The sequence below is a fragment of the Photorhabdus sp. CRCIA-P01 genome (assembly GCF_003545805.1).
In the GTDB taxonomy this organism is placed as follows: domain Bacteria; phylum Pseudomonadota; class Gammaproteobacteria; order Enterobacterales; family Enterobacteriaceae; genus Photorhabdus; species Photorhabdus antumapuensis.
The window spans coordinates 22402-45017 of the sequence record NZ_NMQR01000022.1 but is presented as its reverse complement, the minus strand read 5'-3'; the positions used below and the strand labels follow the sequence as shown (position 1 = coordinate 45017).

General features: G+C 41.3%; 18 protein-coding genes, 1 tRNA gene and 1 pseudogene. 13 read left to right on the top strand and 7 right to left on the bottom strand.

Annotated elements, in window-relative coordinates; translation table 11 throughout:
* Positions 1-7 precede the first annotated feature (7 nt).
* The 4 genes from D3222_RS14035 (at position 8) to D3222_RS14020 (ending at position 3059) form a co-directional block, all read left to right on the top strand.
* A complete protein-coding gene (locus D3222_RS14035; RefSeq protein WP_118986717.1) occupies positions 8-586 on the top strand; it encodes a prephenate decarboxylase in 579 nt (192 codons plus the stop codon).
* Positions 587-654: 68 nt separating this feature from the next.
* On the top strand, positions 655-1197 hold the full coding sequence (locus D3222_RS14030) for a carboxymuconolactone decarboxylase family protein (protein WP_118986716.1): 543 nt from the start codon (positions 655-657) through the stop codon (positions 1195-1197).
* Positions 1198-1206: 9 nt separating this feature from the next.
* Positions 1207-2154, top strand: coding sequence for an ornithine cyclodeaminase family protein (locus D3222_RS14025; RefSeq protein WP_118986715.1), 948 nt, complete (start codon positions 1207-1209; stop codon positions 2152-2154).
* Positions 2155-2432: 278 nt separating this feature from the next.
* Positions 2433-3059 carry a LysE family translocator gene (locus D3222_RS14020; RefSeq protein WP_118986714.1) on the top strand — a complete coding sequence of 209 codons (627 nt, stop codon included), beginning with the start codon at positions 2433-2435 and terminating at the stop codon, positions 3057-3059.
* 341 nt (positions 3060-3400) lie between these two features.
* Here D3222_RS14020 and D3222_RS14015 read toward each other — a convergent pair.
* Positions 3401-3488, bottom strand: a tRNA-Ser gene (locus D3222_RS14015).
* 338 nt (positions 3489-3826) lie between these two features.
* Here D3222_RS14015 and rcsD point away from each other — a divergent pair.
* Positions 3827-6517, top strand: coding sequence for a phosphotransferase RcsD (rcsD, locus tag D3222_RS14010; protein WP_118986713.1), 2691 nt, complete (start codon positions 3827-3829; stop codon positions 6515-6517).
* A 4-nt stretch (positions 6518-6521) separates the two neighbouring features.
* Positions 6522-7175, top strand: coding sequence for a response regulator transcription factor RcsB (gene rcsB / locus D3222_RS14005; RefSeq protein WP_118986712.1), 654 nt, complete (start codon positions 6522-6524; stop codon positions 7173-7175).
* A 102-nt stretch (positions 7176-7277) separates the two neighbouring features.
* On the opposite strand, the gene rcsC is transcribed toward rcsB, so the two are convergent.
* Complete coding sequence (rcsC, locus tag D3222_RS14000) at positions 7278-10094, bottom strand: two-component system sensor histidine kinase RcsC (RefSeq protein WP_118986711.1); 2817 nt, start codon at positions 10092-10094, stop codon at positions 7278-7280.
* Positions 10095-10265: 171 nt separating this feature from the next.
* Complete coding sequence (gene gyrA, locus D3222_RS13995) at positions 10266-12905, bottom strand: DNA topoisomerase (ATP-hydrolyzing) subunit A (protein WP_118986710.1); 2640 nt, start codon at positions 12903-12905, stop codon at positions 10266-10268.
* Between the two features lie 188 nt (positions 12906-13093).
* On the opposite strand from gyrA, the gene ubiG reads away from it, so the two are divergent.
* The 4 genes from ubiG (at position 13094) to yfaE (ending at position 17883) form a co-directional block, all read left to right on the top strand.
* Positions 13094-13816: a bifunctional 2-polyprenyl-6-hydroxyphenol methylase/3-demethylubiquinol 3-O-methyltransferase UbiG gene (gene ubiG, locus D3222_RS13990; RefSeq protein WP_118986709.1), complete on the top strand. Its 723-nt coding sequence runs from the start codon at positions 13094-13096 to the stop codon at positions 13814-13816.
* Between the two features lie 366 nt (positions 13817-14182).
* Positions 14183-16474, top strand: a complete 2292-nt coding sequence (gene nrdA, locus D3222_RS13985) for a class 1a ribonucleoside-diphosphate reductase subunit alpha (protein ID WP_118986708.1) — start codon at positions 14183-14185, stop codon at positions 16472-16474.
* Positions 16475-16486: 12 nt separating this feature from the next.
* Positions 16487-17617: a class Ia ribonucleoside-diphosphate reductase subunit beta gene (nrdB, locus tag D3222_RS13980; protein ID WP_118986707.1), complete on the top strand. Its 1131-nt coding sequence runs from the start codon at positions 16487-16489 to the stop codon at positions 17615-17617.
* Positions 17617-17883 (top strand): class I ribonucleotide reductase maintenance protein YfaE, encoded by a 267-nt coding sequence (yfaE, locus tag D3222_RS13975; RefSeq protein WP_036781049.1) that lies wholly within the window; start codon positions 17617-17619, stop codon positions 17881-17883. Before nrdB ends, yfaE begins: the two co-directional genes overlap by 1 nt.
* Positions 17884-17886: 3 nt before the next feature.
* Here yfaE and D3222_RS13970 read toward each other — a convergent pair.
* The 4 genes and pseudogenes from D3222_RS13970 to D3222_RS13955 all read right to left on the bottom strand — a co-directional run bounded on the left by D3222_RS13970 (position 17887) and on the right by D3222_RS13955 (position 19967).
* A pseudogene (locus D3222_RS13970) lies at positions 17887-18216 on the bottom strand (type II toxin-antitoxin system YafO family toxin).
* Positions 18217-18266: 50 nt separating this feature from the next.
* Positions 18267-18887 (bottom strand): iron-sulfur cluster assembly scaffold protein SufA, encoded by a 621-nt coding sequence (locus tag D3222_RS13965; protein WP_118986706.1) that lies wholly within the window; start codon positions 18885-18887, stop codon positions 18267-18269.
* Positions 18888-19311: 424 nt separating this feature from the next.
* Positions 19312-19731: a type II toxin-antitoxin system VapC family toxin gene (locus tag D3222_RS13960; protein WP_118986705.1), complete on the bottom strand. Its 420-nt coding sequence runs from the start codon at positions 19729-19731 to the stop codon at positions 19312-19314.
* The gene (locus D3222_RS13955) at positions 19728-19967 is read right to left on the bottom strand and encodes a FitA-like ribbon-helix-helix domain-containing protein (protein WP_118986704.1); all 240 of its coding nucleotides are present in this window, start codon (positions 19965-19967) and stop codon (positions 19728-19730) included. Before D3222_RS13955 ends, D3222_RS13960 begins: the two co-directional genes overlap by 4 nt.
* 629 nt (positions 19968-20596) lie before the next feature.
* Between D3222_RS13955 and D3222_RS13950 the strand changes: the two genes are divergently transcribed.
* From D3222_RS13950 to D3222_RS13940, 3 genes are all read left to right on the top strand, one after another.
* Positions 20597-21595: a Gfo/Idh/MocA family protein gene (locus tag D3222_RS13950; RefSeq protein WP_118986703.1), complete on the top strand. Its 999-nt coding sequence runs from the start codon at positions 20597-20599 to the stop codon at positions 21593-21595.
* Between the two features lie 109 nt (positions 21596-21704).
* Positions 21705-21983: a type II toxin-antitoxin system TacA family antitoxin gene (locus D3222_RS13945; protein WP_036848211.1), complete on the top strand. Its 279-nt coding sequence runs from the start codon at positions 21705-21707 to the stop codon at positions 21981-21983.
* A gap of 7 nt (positions 21984-21990) precedes the next feature.
* Positions 21991-22491: a GNAT family N-acetyltransferase gene (locus D3222_RS13940; protein WP_118986748.1), complete on the top strand. Its 501-nt coding sequence runs from the start codon at positions 21991-21993 to the stop codon at positions 22489-22491.
* The last annotated feature ends 125 nt before the right edge of the window (positions 22492-22616 follow it).

Below are 22616 nucleotides of genomic sequence, written 5' to 3'. Positions count from 1 at the left end.
AGACATCATGGAATGTGTTTTTTTTAGTTTCAACAAAGATACATTTGATGTTCTAAATATTGCTACCTTAGGCCCGTCAGGTACAAGTAGCGAACAATCCGCTATTCGTTTTGGTGAATTTGCCATTAAAAATAAAGTCGCCGAAAATTACCAAGTTGTTTTATGTAATACTTACGAAGAAGCAAGTAATCAAATTATTTTAAATAACTGCCAGGCATTAGTGGTAGCCAATGCTTATTACAATATCAGTGAGTTTTATATGGATAACAGGTTTAACTTGTCATCCGCATTTTTAAATTATACACCTAATTATGGTATCGCTATTCGTGATGAATTAACGACAGATAATATCGTCATTGCAACCCATCCGGCACCAAAGGCTTTAATCCCAGAATTGTTGCCTGATAATCTAAAAATTGCAGATATCATTTTTAAAGACTCAACCAGTTCAGCCGCAAAAGCTGTCGCGAATTCAGAGGTAGATGCCGCACTCACGACAGAAGTAGCAGCAAAATTACACAATTTAAAATTTATTTCTCATATTCGACCAATTCAAATGCTTTGGTCAGTATTTACAGCCGCATAAAAGCTAATGTTGCTTTAAAATAGGCAAATATATAGATCTATTTAAAATTTCAATATACAGAGGTTATTATGTCTTTACTTACTCTACACACCATTGATACCACACCTGAAAAAAGTAAAAAATTACTTCAAAGTTCGATTAATGATTTCGGCTGGATACCTAACCAAAGTGGTTATATGTCAGAATCTCCTTCACTATTAGCCGCTTACCAACGAGCACACGACCTATTTATTGATAGTTCACTGAATGAAGAGGAAAAAGCTGTGGTGTGGATTACAACCGGAGTAGAAAATGGTTGTCATTACACGGTTCAGGCACACGGCTATATTGCAATTCATAATGGTGTGGACAAAAAAATAGTTAAGGCATTGATTGAAAAAACCGACGATCTCTCCCCACGATTATTGGCACTGCGTGAACTTACCATAGAGGTTATTTACTGCCGGGGACAATTGAAAAGAAGTGCTATTGATCTATTCCTAAGCCGTGGTTTCAGCAAAGAGAATATGCTGGATGTGGTGTTAGGAGTTTCTCAAAAGAATATGTCGACAATTCTCAATAGCATTGCCGGAACCGAGATTGATGATAAATTCAAGCTAGATGATCTATAAGGCATCAATATGCTTTATGTCGATAAAGAAACCGTTGCGCGTTATTTGACGATGGAACTTAGTCTTAAGCTAAGTGAAATAGCATTTAAATTGCAATCGGAAAGAAAAGTAGAACAACCTTTGCGCAATATCATTAAAGGTGAAGACGGCTTAATGGGCACCATGCCGATTTATATTAAGGAGGGGCCATACAAAGGGTTTGGGTTAAAGTCGGTGGTAGTGAGGTTTCAAAGCAATAGCGATAAACCTTCACACATCGGTAGCGTGCTGGTTTACGACGAGCCAGGTGTTTCAGGGATTGCCGCGGTGGATGCCGGCGCTATCACAGAAATTCGCACCGCCGCCGCTTCTGCTTATGCAACCCATCTTCTTGCCGCAAAGGATGCTAGCCGGTTAGCGATACTTGGCACTGGCTTACAAGCAAAAGCACATTTGCAAGCCATGTTATATGTACGCCCGATTAGAGAAGTCACTTTATGGGGTCGTAATGCAGAAAGATGCCGAGAATTTGCCATATGGTGTGATAAAACGCTCAATCTTCCCATTTCGATCAAAGCCTCACCTGCTGAGGCTGTACTCAATAGTGACATCATTTGCACAACCACGGCATCGCGTGACCCTATACTCAATAGAAAAGAGCTACCGGTTAAATGTCATGTCAATGCCATTGGCGCTTCGGCACTGGGATTCCAGGAACTCAGCGAAGATATGTATAGCAATACAACCCTATTTACTGATTCCAATGAATCGATACTTGCCGCCTCTCAATCTGTTATTAAAGCAAGGGAGAAAGGCATTCTTAACGGGTCAGACATTGGGATAGAAATTGGTACCGTTTCTCAATCTCATTCCAATTTGTGCGATCAGGGTGTGACTCTCTTTCAATCCGTTGGTTTGGCCGTTCAAGATATGGTATTTTCTCGGGAAGTCATTCGACAACTAATAAAAATGTCTTAATTATTTTGGATGAAAATATGCCAAACGTAAGACGTTCAGTATTAGAAAAATGTCGTTATTGTCTATATCCCAATGGATTTCAAGATGCATCGCGACGGCAAGGGAGCGAATCCCCGGGAGCATAGATAACGATGTGACCGGGGTGAGTGAGTGCAGCCAACAAAGAGGCAACTTGAAAGATAACGGGTATATACTAAAAAACCCTTATTTGTCACTTGCATACGCAAGTGACATTTCTGTGTTCCGTTACTTCAAGGTGTTATTTTGAGAGGAAAGATATGCTAGAAGTGTCACAAATAGTAACCTATACAGCGGCATTGACTGTTGCTGCGGCGATACCAGGCCCAGGAATGGCAGCGTTAGTTGCCAGAAGTGTGAGTAGTGGCGCGCTGGCGGGATTTAGTGTGTTGTTTGGCCTGATTATTGGTGATCTAACTTATTTGTCCTTTGCTGTTTTTGGCTTGTCCATTATCGCGAGCAGTTTTGACACCTTATTTGTTATGGTGAGATGGGGTGCCGCATTATATTTGAGTTATCTGGCATGGCAGTTCTGGTTTGCCAATCATCAACCCATTGGTGAAGACCAACCCATTAAGAAAAAAGAGTTGGCTGTGGCCTGGTTATCTGGTCTCACTCTAACGTTAAGTAACCCTAAAACGATTGCCTTCTATCTCGCACTATTACCTTTAGTGATTAACATAGAATCTATCTCGTTGCAAAACTGGGGACTCATGTTAGTACCACTGACGGTTTTTGTCTTATTCAGCGTAGGAGCGGTATTTATTATCGGCGCTCTCAGTATTCGGCATCTGTTATCAAGCCAACGAGCACAACGAATGTTATTTAAAGGTGCGGCTGTCATTATGTTTGTAACCGCTGTATCCATGTTATTCAAAGCCAATTAAAACAGTTTAATTTCTTGCCATCTCCACGGTTTTATTGAATAAGAATCTGTCCTGAAAAACCATTCTTGTCAATATACCCTTCATCTTTCAAGCTGCTGCTTTGTTGGCTGCTTTCACTCACCCCAGTCACATAGTTATCTATGCTCCTGGGGATTCATTCACTTGCCGCCGCGCTGCAACTCGAAATCTATTAGGTATAAATCGTGGACCCACATTGACATCCTCTGAAGGACCGGGTTTTACAGCGCACCGGATAATCACCTTATTGTTATGAGAATGGATTAATTATGCACATCGGAATGAAAAAACCCCATGCATGGAAAGTGCATGGGGTCAGTATTTGGCGGAAGGATAGAGATTCGAACTCTAGGATGGTTTCCCATCGGCGGTTTTCAAGACCGCTGCCTTCGACCGCTCGGCCATCCTTCCATGGCGCGAGATTATGCTCCTAACATGATAATATGTCTAGCCTCTGTCGTAAAAATTCTGTGATTCTCTTACTGTTCGCTCAATCCTCAATCTATACCCTTCATCTTTCAAGCTACTGCTTTGTTGGCTACTTTCACTCACCCCAGTCACATAGTTATCTATGCTCCCGGGGATTCGTTCACTTGCCGCCGCGCTGCAACTCGAAATCTATTAGGTATATAATATCCTTTCCAGCCCCGATCCTGCTAAAATTAGCCTAAATACATCGAATCATAAGATTCACCAATTTAACGAGCTCGCTAAACAACCAAGCAATTATTAAGGCTTTTACTCAACGAATGTATAACAAACAATTTTCTATTAATTCATCAACCATAAACCGTTACTACGGTCTGTTCATTATTCTGCTTTTTGTGTCCCTGTTTTTATACAGCTATAACTACTTCAATGCCTGGCTAATGGGGAAAAAATATGCGCTAAACAGTGTTGCAACCAAAATAGTATTACAGATAGAAGATTATCGTTACCACGCTAATTCTATCTTTAAACAAGCCAATAGCTCATCTTTTAAACCACCAGAACTCGTCACACCGATGAAGCTACGACCTGATGTTTACTGGCTTGAGAATCGTTATCAAACCATCGACACGATTATTTTTGGTCACCACAGCACTGCAAGTGTAGAATTGGCACAACGCCTTTCCAATTATATGGAGATTTTGTGGGGTACCCGCAATGAATACAACTCCATGTACTATCTGAATGGTAAAGATAACAGCCTGTTTCTGATAACCACTCACTCTATTCTTAAACCAGAATTGAGATTTAAAGAAAGTTATCTAACACTGACCGCCGAATCAAAACGTTCAGAAATGCTGATGCAATCCACCGCGTTAGATGAACGGGAAAATATTTCATCAATCCGTAAGTTAAATGGCGAAAATATCTATTTTTATACTTATCGGGCGACGTTCAATTCACCGGGTCAATTGGCAACAGTTATCGCTTTTGATTTGCCTATTTGTCATCTTCTTCCTATGGATATGGCCGCCGCCAACTTCAGTTTATTGTCGGATGACGAACAACTCCCTCATGAAATCAATAAAGTCAATATTTCACAGAATGGTTTCTGGCTCGAATTTTCTCAATCACTCAAAGGTACGCAATACAAACTGTTGTATCGGATATCACTCAAAGATTTACTAATCGATTTGTTATACAGAAACATCTGGTTGTTACTGACTGATTCCATATTTATTATCCTGTCTTTAGGTGGGCTTATTTACATTCGTAGAAAATATATCGCGCCAAACGCCCTTATAAGCCACGAGCTACAAGTCAAGGATGCGTTAAGTCACGATATTATCTCCAATATCCCGATTGGCTTATTGATTTATGATTTCTCGGTAAATCAGATAATTATGTGCAATAACATTGCCGATCATCTGTTGCCACATGTCGATTTAAATAAAATTAAGCTGATGGCAAAGCAACATCATGGTGTCATCCAAACCTCAATTGACGATTCAGTCTATGAAATTAAAATGTACAGCATTCGCCTGTTGCCAGAAACTTATCTGTTTTTACTGCAAGATAAAGATCAGGAATCATTAATTAGTCGGCGTCTACAACTTGCCCATTTGGAACACGATAAGAGTGTACAAGCTCGGCGTTTTATGCTGACCAACATTCGTTCTGAATTAAAACAACCAATAAAGGAATTAGATCATATCGCTTACCAACTGAAACAAATTCTTATAGAAGAAAATAGTGTTCGTATCGTCGATAATTTATTAACTAAATCCGAGTATATATCCGACTGGATCGAGAATATTTCATTACTCAATGAATTAGAATCAGGTGAATGGCAAGCAAAAAATGAATCATTTTCATTATCAGTCATTTTAGAAAACATTATTAAAAAAGTGTTTCCGAAGATGAATAATAAAGGATTGAATTATTATTATCATTGTAATATTAATCCCGAATCACTATTTATTGGCGATAGCACTGCCATCAGTAAAATCATCCTGATGTTAGTCAATTATGCAATCACGCTCACATCTTATGGCAAGATATCACTCATCGTTAACTATTCCCTGGAATACAAAGAACAAATTCAAATCGAAATTATAGATACAGGAGTTGGGCTTAATTCAACAGACTTAACAAATTTGAATTATCCATTTTTAAGCAAAGCGACAGGTGATAAATATCAAGCCAATTCAGGGCTGACCTTTTATCTATGTAACCAATTATGTAGAAAATTAAATGGTCATTTTACTATAAACAGCAAACCCAACCTGGGTACGCACTATGCTATCAGTCTGCCCTTCATAATCGGCCAAGACCCATGCCCGCCGCTACTGGAAGACATTACTGCCTTGCTGGATATCAGCAATACGGAGATCCGTAAGATTGTGCAAAATCATCTGCATCATTATGGCGCTGCTTACTTCGACAAAAAGCCAGAAAATATGAATAGAGAATACGATATCATGTTGACGGATAAACCCTATGATTCGACAAAATCGGCTATATTGCTGGTTGATAATCTGGCCGGCTTTGAGCAGATAAAACCTGACTATATTAAGTGTAACTACAATCTGAGTGAAGCCGTTATCAATGCCATTTCGTTATTAATTGAGAGAAGTTTCAGTTTTAACGAATTCAATGCAAATTTAGAAATGTCAGCATTTAACGATGAAAGCAACGATTACGATTTTGGCAATGTTATAAATAGTTATCAAAAACAACTAACTGATAGCGATTACCGACAATTATTTGTCGAGACAGTACCGATAGATATTAATAAGCTGTATACTGGTATAGAACAATATGATCTGATATCGCTTTCGCAAACAGCACATCGCCTGAAAGGCGTCTTTGCTATGTTAGACCTAGAACTCCTCAAACTTTCTTGCGAAACACTGGAACAACACATAACAGACAGTAACGAAATAGAGATTAAGAATAGCATTAGCCGTATTGAATCCTTCATTAAAAGGCTATTGCAGCAGGGTAACTAATAAGATGAATAACCTTAATGTCATTATTGCCGATGACCATCCGATTGTCCTGTTTGGCATCCGCAAATCACTTGAGCGGCTTGAATGGATCAACGTCGTCGCTGAGTCTGAAGACTCGACCACGTTGATCAACAATTTGTCCTGTATTAAAGCAAATGTACTGATCACGGATCTGTCCATGCCTGGGGACATATACGGCGATGGGATCAATTTGATTAAATACATCAAACGCCATTATCCCAGGCTATCCATCATTGTTCTAACCATGAACAATAATCCAGCAATTTTAAGTACTGTACTCGAACTTGATATTGAAGGCATTGTCTTAAAACAAGGAGCACCAACAGATTTACCTGATGTATTGACGGCCCTGAAACAAGGGGAAAAATTTATGCCAGAAAGCGTTTCTGAACTGTTGAAAAAAGTGACGAAAACCCCCTATGGTGATAAACCGTTATCACAAAAAGAGAGTGAAGTTATACGTCTATTTGCCCAAGGCTTTTTGGTAACAGACATTGCCAAAAAACTTAAACGCAGTGTCAAGACTATCAGCAGCCAGAAAAAATCGGCTATGGTAAAACTGGGGGTAAATAACGATATTGCATTACTCAATTATCTTTCTTCCGTCACTATCGATACGAGCAATCACGTTCAGTAAATACCGTTCGTTGTTTTAACATGAAAGTCCTCTCGATGCCCGGCAACTATTTATTTGTACCGGGCATTATTTGTACCGGGCATTGTTTTATAAATCATCGTTTCAAATCATCTTCGTCAGTACTTGTGTGAGAGTCACCAGAGAAACCGGTTTAGACAAACAATCATCCATTCCTGCATCAATACAGCGCTGTTTTTCTTCTGCCAGTGCATTTGCCGTAATACCAATAATCGGCAACTTACACCCATCATTCCGTAAATACATTGTTAACGCATAACCATCCATATTAGGCATATTGACATCCGTCAGAATGATATCAATTCCCCCGTCCTTCAAATATTCCAACGCATCTAATCCATCATTTGCCACCGTTGTTTGAAAACCAATGGATTTCAACTGATCAGCCAATAAACGGCGGTTGATAGGATGATCATCTACCACCAAAATCATAATAGTATTAAACCGAGTGTTTGCCTGAAAAACAGGCGGGGCGGTATTCAATACCACATTATGATTCGGTGAAACCAGCCGCTCAATCATTACCGGCAAATCATGTAAATGGTAAGTGTTATGTAACCAATAGTTTTCTCTGATTTGTTCCGGTGAGCCAATATAGTCCGTCGATAATTCAATATAAGCATATACAGGGGAAATAACCGCATCAGGAAAATCGCTGATAATAATTTCACTACCATCTGTGTTTTGCTCACTGTATAAAACCGTGTGTAAGCCATGATGAACCAGAAAACGCTGTAAAAATTCCTCCAGATAAAGATTACGTATAGCCAAGATGATTTTTCGTTGATACTCATTTATTAGCTGAGTTTTTGGCCTATATTTCGCACCATATAAAGGTAAACGAATAGAAAACATACTCCCTATCTGTGGTTGTGAAATGACCTCAATATCACCATCCATCAGATTGATCAATTTTTCACAAATCGCCAGACCAAGCCCTGTTCCCTGAGATGAGCTTTCCGTATTTGGCATGATCTGGAAAAATGGATCAAATAACTGAATAAGCGCTTTATCAGAGATACCGACGCCGGTGTCCTTTATCCTGACGTATAAGTAATCTCTATCAACTGTCATATGTATAATCACACATCCAGTATTAGTGAACTTAATCGCATTATTTAACAGATTAGATATAACTTGTTGTAATCTAACCGGATCATTGCAGATATAATCCGGAACATCCGGTTCAATATAGCAATACAAGGTCAACGGCTTTTTCACTACTAACGGTAGATAGTTAGAAACAACATGTGAAATAACCTCCTGACAGGAAAATTCTCTAGACTCAATTTTAAGCTGTTTAGATTCAATCTTTGAAAAGTCGAGAATATCACTGATAATTTTTAGCAACAGCGCTGAAGAGTTATTCATCGTTGATAACAAACGGACAGATTCAGTAGGCAATGAATGCGCCTGTAATAACTCCAGGTTTCCAATAATACCGTAAAGCGGTGTTCTCAACTCGTGACTGACGGTAGCTAAAAACATAGATTTAGAATAGTTAGCCTGTTCCGATGCCAACGCCATTTCCTGTAATGATTTTTCCATCCGCACACGGACACTAATATCAACCAAGACACAAATTGCCACCTCTTCATTCCTGTAGCGGGAATGAACAAAACTGATTTGCAAATGATGATTATTACTGGTTACAACATCAACATAACTGCTGGTTCTATCACAAATAATATGAATAATCCGTTCCCGATCTTCATGCGTTAGCATTCTCAAATAATTATGTGCCAACTCATTACTCAGAATATTACTCCCATCACTGACCCGCAATATACTGATCCCAACCGGCGCTGAAGCAACAATCTTATGATTAAATTGTTCATGCTCCTCCAGACGAATCGCATTCTCTTCAGCCGGAGAAAACATTTTCCGCTCAAACAGATACACCAAGATAATGATGACGAAGGCAGATAACGCATTAAGCACAATACTGCTAATAATCTGTAGCTTAAAACCTTCAAAAATAGTTTTCAGTGGCAGCGCATAAATGATACTGAATGAAGATGGCATTAACCGGCGTTTTAACAGTAAATCAGTAAAATTATCATCATAGCCAAAATAAGGCGCTTCCAACTGATAATCAGCATAATGAAGTTTATAGTCACCATTTGCTGGATAATGCAACACCGGTTGATTACTGCGATTCAATAACGTTATTGAAATTGGGCGGTCTTGTCTCTGAATAAAAGAGTCCAATCTGATGAATTGTTCAATGCCTATCATGGCAACCATCTGACCACTTACATATACCGGCGCCAATACGTAGAGATGGCCGCTATCAGATCTTGCACCCGGTATAACCCAATAAACATTTCGTTCTTTACCTTGCTCTTTCAGGCTGATAAGCCTACGTGAATTTTCATAAACTATTTTTTTCAACGTATCGGGTTCAGTCGTGGTATTACGGATAGAAAAACTTACCATACACATACTTTGCGTACCCACCAGAAAAACCTGATTCAACCCCTGAGGCGCAGCAAGATTATCCTTCCAATAGAAGATAAGATTATTTAATGAATTTAAATAACTATGCGTGTTGTCGCGAAAAGTATGACAGTCAGCGCTTTGGTTCAAAGGATGATAAGAAAATGCCGGGTTATTATGTGGAAAATCAAAAATAGCATTTTTTCCATCAGAATTCAGTAAATGCTTTTCTGTCATATATTGGATATCCCGCAGAACACTTGCTGTATGACGCACATAAGAGAGCGTGGAGTCATAATTAGCATTGTATTCTTGCCGAATATCCGATTTAACTTCATTAAAGATATTAACCAGGTAAAAAGCTGTTAATAAAGCGCCTAATGCCCACAACATTAAGCCAAGCACCCGGAAAAGATAACGGGATATTTTCAGCGATGTACGAAAAGAAGAAAGATATCTCAAAAGGTTACCTAATAAAAACCGGCATTATTCAATGTCATTAATGACAAGATATACCTGAGCTTAAAGATTAAAAAGGCCCATCTGTTGCATATTTCAACATTAATAAAAATCCCTTTAAAAAAACAGGCACCGAAGTACCTGTTTCTTAATTAAGTGGAAAAATATCTTCACTTAAACCGGATCAACTGACTCGCTGCTGTTAGCATCTGGTAAATCATCGGTGCTATCACTTTTCAATTCTTCCCCTTCTGCCGCCAGCCCATCTTCATCATCTTCATCATCTTCGGGCTCAGCAACCCGCTGTAAGCCGACAACTTTCTCATCTTCAGCGGTACGAATAAGGGTTACGCCTTGAGTATTCCGGCCAACAACGCTGACTTCCGACACCCTTGTACGTACTAATGTGCCAGCATCAGTAATCATCATTATTTGATCGGTTGGTTCAACCTGAATTGCCCCGATCACGTTACCATTACGCTCACTGACTTTAATCGAGATAACCCCCTGCGTTGCACGGGATTTAATCGGATATTCGCTTTCAGCGGTACGTTTACCATAACCGTTTTCAGTGACAGTCAGAATCTCTCCTTCTCCACGCGGGATAATCAGAGAAACAACTTTATCTTCACCGTTTAGTTTAATACCACGGACACCAGTAGCTGTACGCCCCATCGAACGAACCGCTTCCTCTTCAAAACGAACAACCTTCCCTTCCGCGGAGAACAACATAACTTCGTTACTACCGTCAGTCAGGTCAACGCCGATCAGCTCATCACCTTCATTGAGATTAACGGCGAGAATACCCGCACTGCGCGGGCGGCTGAAATCTTGCAACGCGGTCTTCTTCACTGTCCCACTGGCCGTAGCCATGAAGACATATAACCCTTCTTCATATTCACGCACCGGCAGAATCGCCGTAATTCGCTCATCTTGCTCCAGCGGCAACAGGTTAACAATCGGACGACCACGAGCACCACGGCTCGCCTCCGGTAATTGATAAACCTTCATCCAATACAGACGGCCACGGCTGGAGAAACAGAGGATCGTATCGTGAGTATTCGCCACCAGCAGCCTTTCAATGAAATCTTCTTGTTTGATACGTGCTGCGGATTTCCCTTTACCACCACGGCGTTGCGCTTCATAGTCAGACAATGGCTGATATTTGACATACCCTTGATGTGACAAGGTCACAACCACATCTTCCTGATTAATCAAATCTTCAATATTGATATCAGCCGTATTTTCCGTGATTTCAGTACGGCGGGCATCACTATATTGCGCCTTAATCGCCAACAACTCTTCACGGATCACTTCCATCAAGCGCTCAGGATTTTCCAGAATGAACAACAATTCGGCAATTAATGTCAGCAACTCACGATATTCATCCAGCAGTTTTTCATGCTCAAGACCGGTCAGTTTCTGCAAACGCAGATCCAGAATGGCCTGTGCCTGCTGTTCAGTCAGATAATATTTACCCTCATGCACGCCATATTGTGGCTCCAGCCATTCAGGGCGGGCGGCATCATCACCGGCACGTTCTAGCATGGCGGCAACACTACCTAATTCCCACGGCTGAGCAACTAATGCGGCTTTTGCCTCGGCTGGCGTCGGTGCAAAACGGATAAGTTCGATAATAGGATCGATATTCGCCAGTGCCACAGCCAATGCTTCAAGAATATGGGCACGTTCACGGGCTTTACGTAATTCAAAGACGGTACGACGAGTGACCACTTCACGGCGGTGGCAGACGAAGGCCGAAATAATATCTTTCAGACTCAGTAGTTTAGGCTGACCTTGATGCAGGGCCACCATATTGATACCAAAAGAAACCTGGAGTTGAGTCAAGGAATAGAGGTTATTCAGAACCACTTCCCCCACCGCATCCCGTTTCACTTCAATCACGATCCGCATGCCGTCTTTATCAGATTCGTCACGAAGGGCACTAACCCCTTCGATACGTTTCTCTTTCACCAATTCGGCAATTTTTTCAATCAGACGGGCTTTATTGACCTGATAAGGAATTTCGTGCACTAAAATAGTTTCACGGCCATTCTTCTCATCCACTTCAATTTCCGCACGGGCACGGATATAAATTTTACCACGACCAGTCCGATAAGCCTCCTGAATACCGCGACGACCATTAATAATCGCGGCAGTAGGGAAATCTGGGCCAGGAATATACTGCATCAGCCCTTCAATGCTGATGTTTTCATCTTCAATATAAGCCAGACAACCATCAATAACTTCGGATAAGTTATGAGGAGGAATGTTAGTTGCCATACCCACTGCGATACCGGAAGAACCATTGATCAGCAGGTTTGGTACTTTCGTTGGCATCACTTCCGGGATCTGCTCTGTACCATCATAGTTCGGCACAAAATCGACAGTCTCTTTTTCCAGATCCGCTAGCAATTCATGGGCAACTTTTGCCATACGCACTTCGGTGTAACGCATAGCGGCGGCTGAGTCACCATCAACTGACCCAAAGTTACCCTGACCATCAACCAACATATAGCGCAGGGAAAATGGCTGAGCCATACGAACAATCGTGTCGTAGACTGCACTATCCCCATGTGGGTGGTATTTACCGATGACGTCCCCGACAACACGGGCAGACTTTTTGTAGGATTTATTCCAATCATTTCCCAGTACACTCATGGCATAAAGTACGCGACGGTGTACCGGCTTGAGTCCGTCTCGAACATCTGGTAGTGCGCGCCCGACAATAACAGACATCGCATAATCCAAATACGAGCTTTTCAGCTCTTCTTCGATATTGACCGGGGTGATTTCTCTGGCAATGTCGCTCATGGAGCCCACTATCCCTCATACATTCCGAATTCAAAGGTTTAGAACTATACCACAAACCAACCGTTTTATAAAAATCAGATACGGGCAATCAAAAATTAAGCCGTGTATACTATCTCAGAACTGAGTGAACCCTGGCTGAACGGAGTGAATCCGCCTGCTAAAGAAAGTTTAAGGAGCGACAACCGCTGATGAACATCAAAACCCCTTCCACCCCAAACAATGTTGATCAACAGGAAATAGAGAAATTTGAAGCGATTGCATCTCGCTGGTGGGATTTGGAAGGTGAATTTCAGCCACTGCACCGGATTAATCCACTACGTCTAAATTATATTTTGCAACGTTCTGACGGCATTTTCGGTAAAAAAGCCTTGGATGTGGGCTGTGGTGGCGGTATTTTGTCAGAAAGCATGGTCCGTGAAGGGGCAGAAGTGACCGGACTGGATATGGGTACGGAACCCCTTCAGGTTGCCAGACTGCATGCCCTTGAAACAGGTATCCCCGTGACTTATGTACAGGAAACAGTAGAAAGCCACGCCGAAAAATATCCACAAGCTTATGATATCGTCACCTGTATGGAAATGCTGGAACATGTCCCCGATCCACAATCGGTCGTTCATGCTTGCGCTCAGTTAGTGAAACCCGGTGGACACGTCTTTTTTTCTACCATTAACCGCAACAAAAAAGCTTGGCTTATGGCGGTAATCGGCGCGGAATACATTCTGAAAATGGTACCGAAGGGAACCCATGATGCGAAGAAATTTATCCGACCATCAGAGTTGATAGGCTGGATTGACAGAACATCCCTGCGAGAAAAGCATATTATCGGCCTGCATTACAACCCGTTAACGGATAAATTTAGCCTTGGTCACAATGTAGACGTCAATTATATGTTACACACCCAGAATGTCTGACATATTCATCCGACAGATTAATAAATCGGCAAATAAACCCTATTTTCAGGAATTTTTTTACTCATTTTTGCCGGTGTTTCTGTCAGAGCAACCGCTAGTAATGATGCAGGCTTCCGGCTTTTTAATAAATTTAGTCCTCAAGTTATCCACAAGAATCCGTATTTTTGTGCACTTGATAAAAGCTGTTTTTAACATTATCTTGTTGTCATTATTTAGTGTACCCCCTACATATTGTGTTCCTTAACATTCCATTACCACTACTCTCTCGTGGGTTTTTTCGCCACTGAGAGGGTTATGTTTTGGTCTGGGTAAAGACACAAAACAGGTGGGAGCGAATTTGAAAGTAAATGTAAGGTATGCCTGTCCATGAACCATAGTCTGCTAGTAACAAAGCGTGATGGCCACAAAGAACGAATTGACCTTGATAAAATCCACCGGGTTGTTAACTGGGCAGCCGATGGACTGAAAAATGTCTCGGTATCACAAGTAGAACTGCGTTCCCAAATCCAATTTTACGATGGCATCAAAACCTCGGATATTCATGAAACGATGATCAAAGCGGCCGCTGATCTTATCTCCGGTGATGCGCCTGACTATCAGTATTTGGCCGCCCGCTTGGCAATTTTCAACCTGCGTAAAAAAGCTTACGGTCAATTCGAGCCACCGGCACTCTATGACCATGTATCCCGTATGGTGGAAATGGGCAAATATGACAAGCATTTACTTGCAGACTACTCGAAAGAAGAATTCGAGCAAATGAACGAGTTTATCGACCATTGGCGTGATATGAATTTTTCTTACGCGGCGGTTAAACAGCTTGAAGGTAAATATCTGGTTCAGAATCGGGTTACCGGTGAAATTTATGAAAGCGCCCAATTTCTTTATCTTCTGGTCGCGGCTTGCCTGTTCTCCGGTTATCCGAAAGAGACACGGCTGGGCTATATTCGCCGTTTTTACGACGCGGCTTCCACATTTAAGATTTCTCTGCCTACCCCGATCATGGCAGGTGTACGCACCCCGACGCGTCAATTCAGCTCCTGCGTGTTGATTGAATGTGATGATAGCCTGGATTCCATTAATGCGACTTCCAGCGCGATTGTGAAATATGTTTCTCAACGTGCGGGTATTGGTATCAATGCAGGCCGCATTCGTGCATTGGGAAGCCCAATCCGTAATGGTGAAGCCTTCCATACCGGCTGTATTCCTTTTTATAAACATTTCCAGACCGCGGTCAAATCCTGCTCTCAGGGGGGCGTTCGTGGCGGGGCCGCTACACTGTTCTATCCATTATGGCATCTGGAAGTTGAAAGCCTGCTGGTACTGAAAAACAACCGTGGCGTTGAAGGAAACCGTGTTCGTCACATGGACTATGGCGTACAACTTAACAAACTGATGTATGAGCGCCTGATCAAAGGTGAAGAGATTACCCTGTTCAGCCCATCCGACGTTCCAGGGCTATATGATGCCTTCTTTGCCGATCAGGATGAATTTGAGCGCTTGTACACCAAATATGAGCAGGACAGCAATATCCGTCAGCAACGTCTGAAAGCCGTTGAGCTCTTCTCCCTAATGATGCAAGAGCGTGCTTCCACCGGCCGTATTTATATTCAGAACGTCGATCACTGCAACACCCACAGCCCATTTGATCCTTTAGTCGCCCCGGTGCGCCAATCAAACCTGTGCCTGGAAATTGCACTGCCAACCAAGCCATTGAATGATATCAATGATAAAAATGGTGAAATCGCGCTGTGTACCTTATCCGCATTCAACCTGGGGGCAATTGAAAATCTTGATGATCTGGAAGAACTGGCTATTCTGGCGGTCCGTGCCCTTGATGCCCTGCTCGATTATCAGGACTACCCTATCCTCGCCGCCAAACAAGGGGCAATGGGTCGCCGTACATTAGGCATTGGTGTCATCAACTATGCTTACTATCTGGCGAAACACGGTGTACGTTACTCAGATGGCAGCGCTAACAACCTGACTCACAAAACATTTGAAGCAATCCAGTATTACCTGTTGAAAGCCTCTAATGAACTGGCGAAAGAACAAGGCGCTTGCCCGTGGTTTAAAGAAACCACCTATTCTAAAGGTATCCTACCTATCGATACCTATAAAAAAGCGCTGGACACATTGACCAATGAACCGCTGCACTATGACTGGGAAGCATTGCGCAACGATATCAAACAATATGGTCTGCGCAATTCAACATTATCGTCTTTGATGCCGTCAGAGACCTCTTCACAGATCTCCAACGCCACCAACGGCATTGAACCGCCTCGTGGTTACATCAGCATCAAAGCATCAAAAGATGGCATTTTGCGCCAGGTGGTACCGGAATATGAGCGTCTGAAAAGCGCTTACGAACTCTTGTGGCAAATGCCTGGTAATGATGGCTACTTGCAGTTGGTTGGTATCATGCAGAAATTTATCGATCAGTCGATCTCTGCCAATACCAACTATGATCCGACACATTTCCCGAGTGGAAAAGTGCCGATGAATCAGCTACTGAAAGATTTGCTGCTCGCTTACAAATATGGTGTGAAGACACTGTATTACCACAATACCCGTGATGGTGCGGAAGACGTTCAGGATGACCTGGAAGAAGTCGTGGAATCTGCTGATTCCGATTGTGAAGGCGGCGCGTGTAAGATTTAATTTGAGGAAGTTATGGCCTATACCACTTTTTCACAAGTCAAAAACGATCAGTTACAGGAACCGATGTTTTTTGGACAGCCGGTAAACGTAGCCCGTTATGACCAACAAAAGTATCCGATTTTCGAGAAGTTGATCGAAAAACAGCTCTCTTTCTTCTGGCGCCCGGAAGAAGTTGACGTGTCTCGCGACCGCATTGACTACAATGCGCTACCAGACCATGAGAAGCATATTTTTATCAGTAATTTAAAATATCAAACGCTGCTGGACTCTATTCAGGGCCGCAGCCCGAACGTGGCTTTTCTACCCTTGATTTCCATCCCTGAGCTGGAAACTTGGGTTGAAACTTGGTCTTTTTCCGAAACGATTCATTCACGTTCTTACACCCACATCATCCGAAATATCGTTAACGATCCGGCGGTTGTGTTTGATGATATCGTCACTAACGAAGAGATTCTGAAACGGGCGAAAGATATTTCCGCTTATTACGATGATCTGATTGAGATGACTAATCATTACCAGCTATTTAGTGAAGGAACACATCAGATTGCCGGTAAAACCATTACTGTCAGTCTGCGTGAACTGAAAAAGCAACTGTACCTGTGCCTGATGAGCGTTAACGCGCTGGAAGCGATCCGTTTCTATGTCAGTTTTGCCTGTTCATTTGCCTTCGCTGAACGCGAATTGATGGAAGGTAATGCAAAAATCATCAAACTGATCGCCCGTGACGAAGCACTGCATTTGACCGGCACACAACATATGCTGAATCTGTTGCGCTCTGGTCAAGACGATCCAGAAATGGCAGAAATCGCCAAAGAGTGTGAACAACAGTGCTATGACCTGTTCGTTCAGGCGGCGGAACAAGAAAAAGAGTGGGCGGATTACCTGTTCAAAGAAGGTTCCATGATTGGCTTGAACAAAGATATTCTGTGCCAATATGTTGAATACATCACCAATATCCGCATGCAGGCTGTTGGGTTGAAGCTGCCATTTGAAACGCGTTCTAACCCGATTCCGTGGATTAACGCCTGGCTGGTGTCTGATAATGTTCAGGTAGCGCCGCAAGAAGTTGAAGTCAGTTCCTATCTGGTTGGTCAGATTGATGCTGAAGTTAACCCTGACGACCTGAGTGATTTTGAACTCTGATGACAAGCTATAAAGTAACCCTGCATGGTATGCAGGGTTACCATATCTACAGCTCTCCCAAACTACATAACAGTCTGCTGGAAGCGCTGGAACAAGGTAGAGTTCAAGCTGAATACCAATGCCGTGAAGGTTATTGCGGTTCCTGTCGTGTCAGATTGATAAAAGGCAAAGTGGGCTATCGACGCAAACCTCTGGCTTTTGTTAATGAAGGCGAGATTTTACCCTGCTGCTGTCATCCACTTAGTGATATTGAGATTGAGCTTTAATATTCAAGTAGAATGGAATTCCTCAGCCCTACGCTCAAGCTCTGCAAGAAATGACGTCTTTGCTAATTCGTGAGCTTTCGGGCTCATAATACTAATCACCTGAAAACGCTCACTATCCATCTAGTGCCGCACGTACACTAAATAATTATTCGAGCTTCGGCCAATCTGTGGTTTGTGCTCTTCCCACGGCATTTCATCTGGCATTCTAATATGCAATTTATAGATGTTTGAATCTAGAGTCCTGCTGTTATGTTCCCATTGACCATCCCGGCCAAATACAGAAGGTAATGAGGCTGTTTTTTTCCAATGCTCTAACAACTTTGCATAAACCATTGCAACCTCATGAAACTCAACATCTTTATGAACAGTAACACTGACTCCCATTATAAAAATTCCGGCGCTGACAGACCAAGATTTTTATGTTCTGCTGATATCATCAATTTAATTTCTCTAGAAGTAGGTAAATTATCAGGATGATATGTTTTTGTCGGAGGCAAGCTTTGTTCAATAGCCGAAAGGATATCACACGCAGTATATTCAGAGTTCGCTATTGCTCGACCAAACTTTACAATATTTACCCGAAATATTTCTCGTTCAGACGGATCTGGGAAATTTTTACTCAGATTATCCGGTGACAAAACGATACGTATTGCTTCTTTTATCTTTATGCAATATTCAATGTTGTCATTGGCTAATTTTCTTATGCGTACTGAATTTGAAAATAATCCACCGCTCCCCTTAGCAACACGATGAGCGATAGCCTCAGATAACGACTTTCGCGTGTACTCATTCAGACTTTGCAAGTAAGCCGTCGCTTCTGACAAAGGCAGAAAAACCTGTTCATCTTTCAGATTAAATGTCAATGTAGATACCAAACCTGCCGATTTCTGTATCTCAACTACCGTCATCGGTAGAACGGTACTTTTAGCCGGAACAGGAGCCAGAGACGCCAATAACGCCGCTGTCATCGCTGGAAGAGCCATTGTTTTCACTTGCCTCTTCATATCCTTACCTCCTTCAATGTTGATGTACATCGATTATAAACGTTATAAATTTGGCGATCAATTCGCCAAATTTATGGTGACAAAAGAATAAATTAGACGAAAAGCTCACGAAATCACATTTCATTAGGCTGGTATTGACTATATCAATCAAAGACTATGACTAATTAATGGAAAACAACTACTGTGAAAATGGCGTCGTTGAAATCGCCTGATATTAATACTGGAAAAAAATCATATTAACTTACTTACTCAAAAAATAAAAAACAGGTTATATACCCTATGGATTTCAAGATGCATCGCGACGGCAAGGGAGCGAATCCCCGGGAGCATAGGAAACTATGTGACCGGGGTGAGTGAGTGCAACCAACAAAGAGGCAATTTGAAAGATGACGGGTATAAATCCAAAGTCATAACAACTATGTTATTAGCCCTTCCAAGGGTTAATAACAGTAAGCCCGGCAGCTTCAAAGGGTAATGTGTCGCGGGTTGCAACAATCATCCCATTCGCCGCTGCGATAGCCGCAATATACCCGTCAGCCTTCCCGATGGCTTTCCCCTCGCTCTTCGCTCGCGCCATGATCTCGGCATAAGCTTCCGAAGCGGCCGCATCGAACGGCAAGATGCGACCGGTAAATAAAGGAACAACACTCCGCTCTAAGCTTCTATGCAGGATATCTTTGCGCTTACCATTGGACAGCGCGGCAACCCCAAAGCGAAGCTCAGCCAAGCTGATCGCGGACAGGTAAAGCGTCTCGACATTCTGTTCATCTATCCAGGCAACCACAGCGGGGTCGCCGCTGAGCCGCAGCGGCTCGGAAACCACGTTCGTATCTAGCAGTATCATTCAAAACTCATCGGCTCGGCAGGTGTCTTATCACGCTCGATCTCAAGATCAACGCCCTCCGCCTCGCGGCCGATTTTTGCCAGCAAAGAGCCCAGCTTGATGCGCCCCGCCGGTTGTACGGCGTTTTCCAGAATAAAGCGGATTTCGGCCTCAGCACTACGACCATGTGTGGCTGCGCGTACCCGCAAGGCACGATGCACTTCGTCCGGTACATTTCTGACAGTAATGGATGGCATAGATTCATTTCCTCATTTAGCATGCATTGCAAGCAATATATATTACTGCAATCATGACTACAAGCATGTGGGATAGAACGAGAGTTAATTGCATTCAATCAAAGTCCATTAACCATTAGCAAAGAGTTGAGAAGAAATCAGCCCACAAAAGAATATTATTCGAATAATAGAGATTTAAGCGTTTTCTTGCCATTATTTTACGAAGTAAATCATAAAAAATAATGCAATAAAAAAATGGATAAAACGGTTAATGTGGTAGAGTTTAAGTCCTGAAAAAAGCTTAATTATCGGAAAAAACATAAAGGAGTATCTTTATATCATCAAGCTATTTACTGACTGATTTATCCCCTTCATCTTTTAAGTTGCTACTTTGTTGGTTGCTTTCACTTGCCACCATGCTGTAATTTGAAATCTAATTGGGCATAGATGTGAACCCACATGTCACTTTGGTATAATAGATTATAAGAAATACGATGAAGATTATATTAACTCACTTGATTCAAAAGTAAGAAAAATGTTATATAATCATATATTGGAACGAAAAAATGGGATAAATCAGAATTTTACTATAATCTCCATCAAGATTTTATTAGAAAAGAATTTAATATAAACATATTGAGAAAATAAAAATGCAAAAAACAATAAAATGGGGCATTATTGGTTGCGGTGATGTTACTGAAGTAAAAAGCGGCCCTGCTTTTTATAAATTAGATAACTCTGAATTAGTTGCAGTAATGCGGCGCAATGCTAATTTAGCCGAGAACTTTGCCAAGAGACATAATGTTCCTAAATGGTATTCTGACGCTAATTCACTTATTAATGACAAAGACATTGTTGCAATATATATTGCAACACCACCCTCTATACATAAAGAATATACCATTTTAGCGGCCAACGCAGGTAAAGCAATATATGTAGAAAAACCTATGGCATTAACATTTGAAGAATGTAATGAAATGATAGCTACCTGTCAGTCTCAAAATGTCCCTTTATTTGTGGCTTATTATAGGAGAGCATTGCCAAGATTCTTAAAGATCAAAGAATTAATTGAATCAGGTTCTATAGGAACACCAAGAATTGTAAGTTGTATACTTTACAGAGAGATAGAGCAATGTTACCAAGATCCACATCATTTACCTTGGGTCGTTAATCCAGAAATTTCCGGTGGTGGATTATTTGTTGATTTAGCATGCCATACTCTTGATATATTAGACTTTCTTTTAGGGAAGATTGTTTCTATCAAAGGACATGCAAATTCACAAGGGAATGCTTATCCTGCGGAAGATTGTGTATCAATGTCATTTATGTTTGAAAATAATATTCAAGGTGTAGGTATCTGGAATTTTGCATCGAACTCTAGAGGAGATAATGTTGAAATAATTGGTACTAAAGGAAAAATATCTTTCTCTACATTTGGAAATTCAGCCATTTCATATTATGACGAAAATAGTAAATTACACCAATTTAATATTGACAATCCAAAACATATAGAAATGCCGTTGATTAATACTATCATCAATGAATTACAAGGAAAAGGATTTTGCCCATCGACAGGAGAATCAGGCTCACGAACCAGTTGGGTAATAGACCAAGTATTAAAAGACTATAGAATGAAGAATTATTTATAAGGAATTTGTTTTTAAAAAATATATTGTAATGTTACACTTGCAATGTAATGACAACAGCGTTACATTAGTGTGTTGTTTATACCATCTCTACAGCCAAAGGAGATTTAAAATGAATGTCACAATTGAGAATCGTAAAAATAAGACGCTCAACTTGAGGATTAGGCAGGAAGATCGAGATTTAATCGATAGAGCAGCAAAAGTAAAAGGCAAAACCGTCACCGAATATGTCCTTGATACAATCAAGCGTGATGCTGAAAACACCCTATTGGAACACTCATTTATGGTTGTTTCTCCAGAGGTTTTTGATGCCTTTATCGCTAAACTTGATGATCCAGCAGCACCAAACGAACGTCTTATCAAAACAGCAAACATGAAAAAACCGTGGTGATACAATGATATGTAATGGCCCAACTCCATTAACAGACAATCACAATTTAGACAGCTTTAATTCAGGGGTTGACACCCTTGACAATTGGTTAACAGACAGAGCATCAAAAAACCAAAAAGGAAATACCTCACGAACATACGTTGTAAGCGAAGATAAAAATGTTATTGCCTATTATTCGTTGGCTACCGGCTCAATTATGTCGCAAGAAGCGATAAGCAAATTTAAACGCAATATGCCAAATCCCATTCCGGTAATCATTTTGGGCCGTCTGGCTGTTGATAAAAATTATCAAGGAAAAGGGTTTGGCCGCTACTTAATTAGAGATGCTGCCATTCGTGTCACGCAAGCCGCAGATTTAGTTGGTATTAGAGGGTTAATTGTCCATGCTATCTCAGAAGACGCTAAAGCATTTTATAAATCTGTGGGTTTTGATGAATCGCCTTTAAACCCAATGACGTTAATGATCACATTAAAGGATTTAAAGACGGCTTTCGGAATCAAAGGTTAATGTATATTGAATAGCTATTTAAACCTTTTTAAATAATTAGCGGACACATAATAGCTATTACGTGTCCACCTTAATTAACTCTATAAATCAAAGATTATATCTAATCAATGCAAAAACAAACTGCT

What these genes read in the sequence shown, in the direction of transcription:
- D3222_RS14035 (WP_118986717.1), top strand. Translation starts at nt 8, where the DNA reads ATGGAATGTGTTTTTTTTAGTTTCAACAAAGATACATTTGATGTTCTA.
- D3222_RS14030 (WP_118986716.1), top strand. Translation starts at nt 655, where the DNA reads ATGTCTTTACTTACTCTACACACCATTGATACCACACCTGAAAAAAGT.
- D3222_RS14025 (WP_118986715.1), top strand. Translation starts at nt 1,207, where the DNA reads ATGCTTTATGTCGATAAAGAAACCGTTGCGCGTTATTTGACGATGGAA.
- D3222_RS14020 (WP_118986714.1), top strand. Translation starts at nt 2,433, where the DNA reads ATGCTAGAAGTGTCACAAATAGTAACCTATACAGCGGCATTGACTGTT.
- rcsD (WP_118986713.1), top strand. Translation starts at nt 3,827, where the DNA reads ATGTATAACAAACAATTTTCTATTAATTCATCAACCATAAACCGTTAC.
- rcsB (WP_118986712.1), top strand. Translation starts at nt 6,522, where the DNA reads ATGAATAACCTTAATGTCATTATTGCCGATGACCATCCGATTGTCCTG.
- gyrA (WP_118986710.1), bottom strand. Translation starts at nt 12,905, where the DNA reads ATGAGCGACATTGCCAGAGAAATCACCCCGGTCAATATCGAAGAAGAG.
- ubiG (WP_118986709.1), top strand. Translation starts at nt 13,094, where the DNA reads ATGAACATCAAAACCCCTTCCACCCCAAACAATGTTGATCAACAGGAA.
- nrdA (WP_118986708.1), top strand. Translation starts at nt 14,183, where the DNA reads ATGAACCATAGTCTGCTAGTAACAAAGCGTGATGGCCACAAAGAACGA.
- nrdB (WP_118986707.1), top strand. Translation starts at nt 16,487, where the DNA reads ATGGCCTATACCACTTTTTCACAAGTCAAAAACGATCAGTTACAGGAA.
- yfaE (WP_036781049.1), top strand. Translation starts at nt 17,617, where the DNA reads ATGACAAGCTATAAAGTAACCCTGCATGGTATGCAGGGTTACCATATC.
- D3222_RS13965 (WP_118986706.1), bottom strand. Translation starts at nt 18,887, where the DNA reads ATGAAGAGGCAAGTGAAAACAATGGCTCTTCCAGCGATGACAGCGGCG.
- D3222_RS13960 (WP_118986705.1), bottom strand. Translation starts at nt 19,731, where the DNA reads ATGATACTGCTAGATACGAACGTGGTTTCCGAGCCGCTGCGGCTCAGC.
- D3222_RS13955 (WP_118986704.1), bottom strand. Translation starts at nt 19,967, where the DNA reads ATGCCATCCATTACTGTCAGAAATGTACCGGACGAAGTGCATCGTGCC.
- D3222_RS13950 (WP_118986703.1), top strand. Translation starts at nt 20,597, where the DNA reads ATGCAAAAAACAATAAAATGGGGCATTATTGGTTGCGGTGATGTTACT.
- D3222_RS13945 (WP_036848211.1), top strand. Translation starts at nt 21,705, where the DNA reads ATGAATGTCACAATTGAGAATCGTAAAAATAAGACGCTCAACTTGAGG.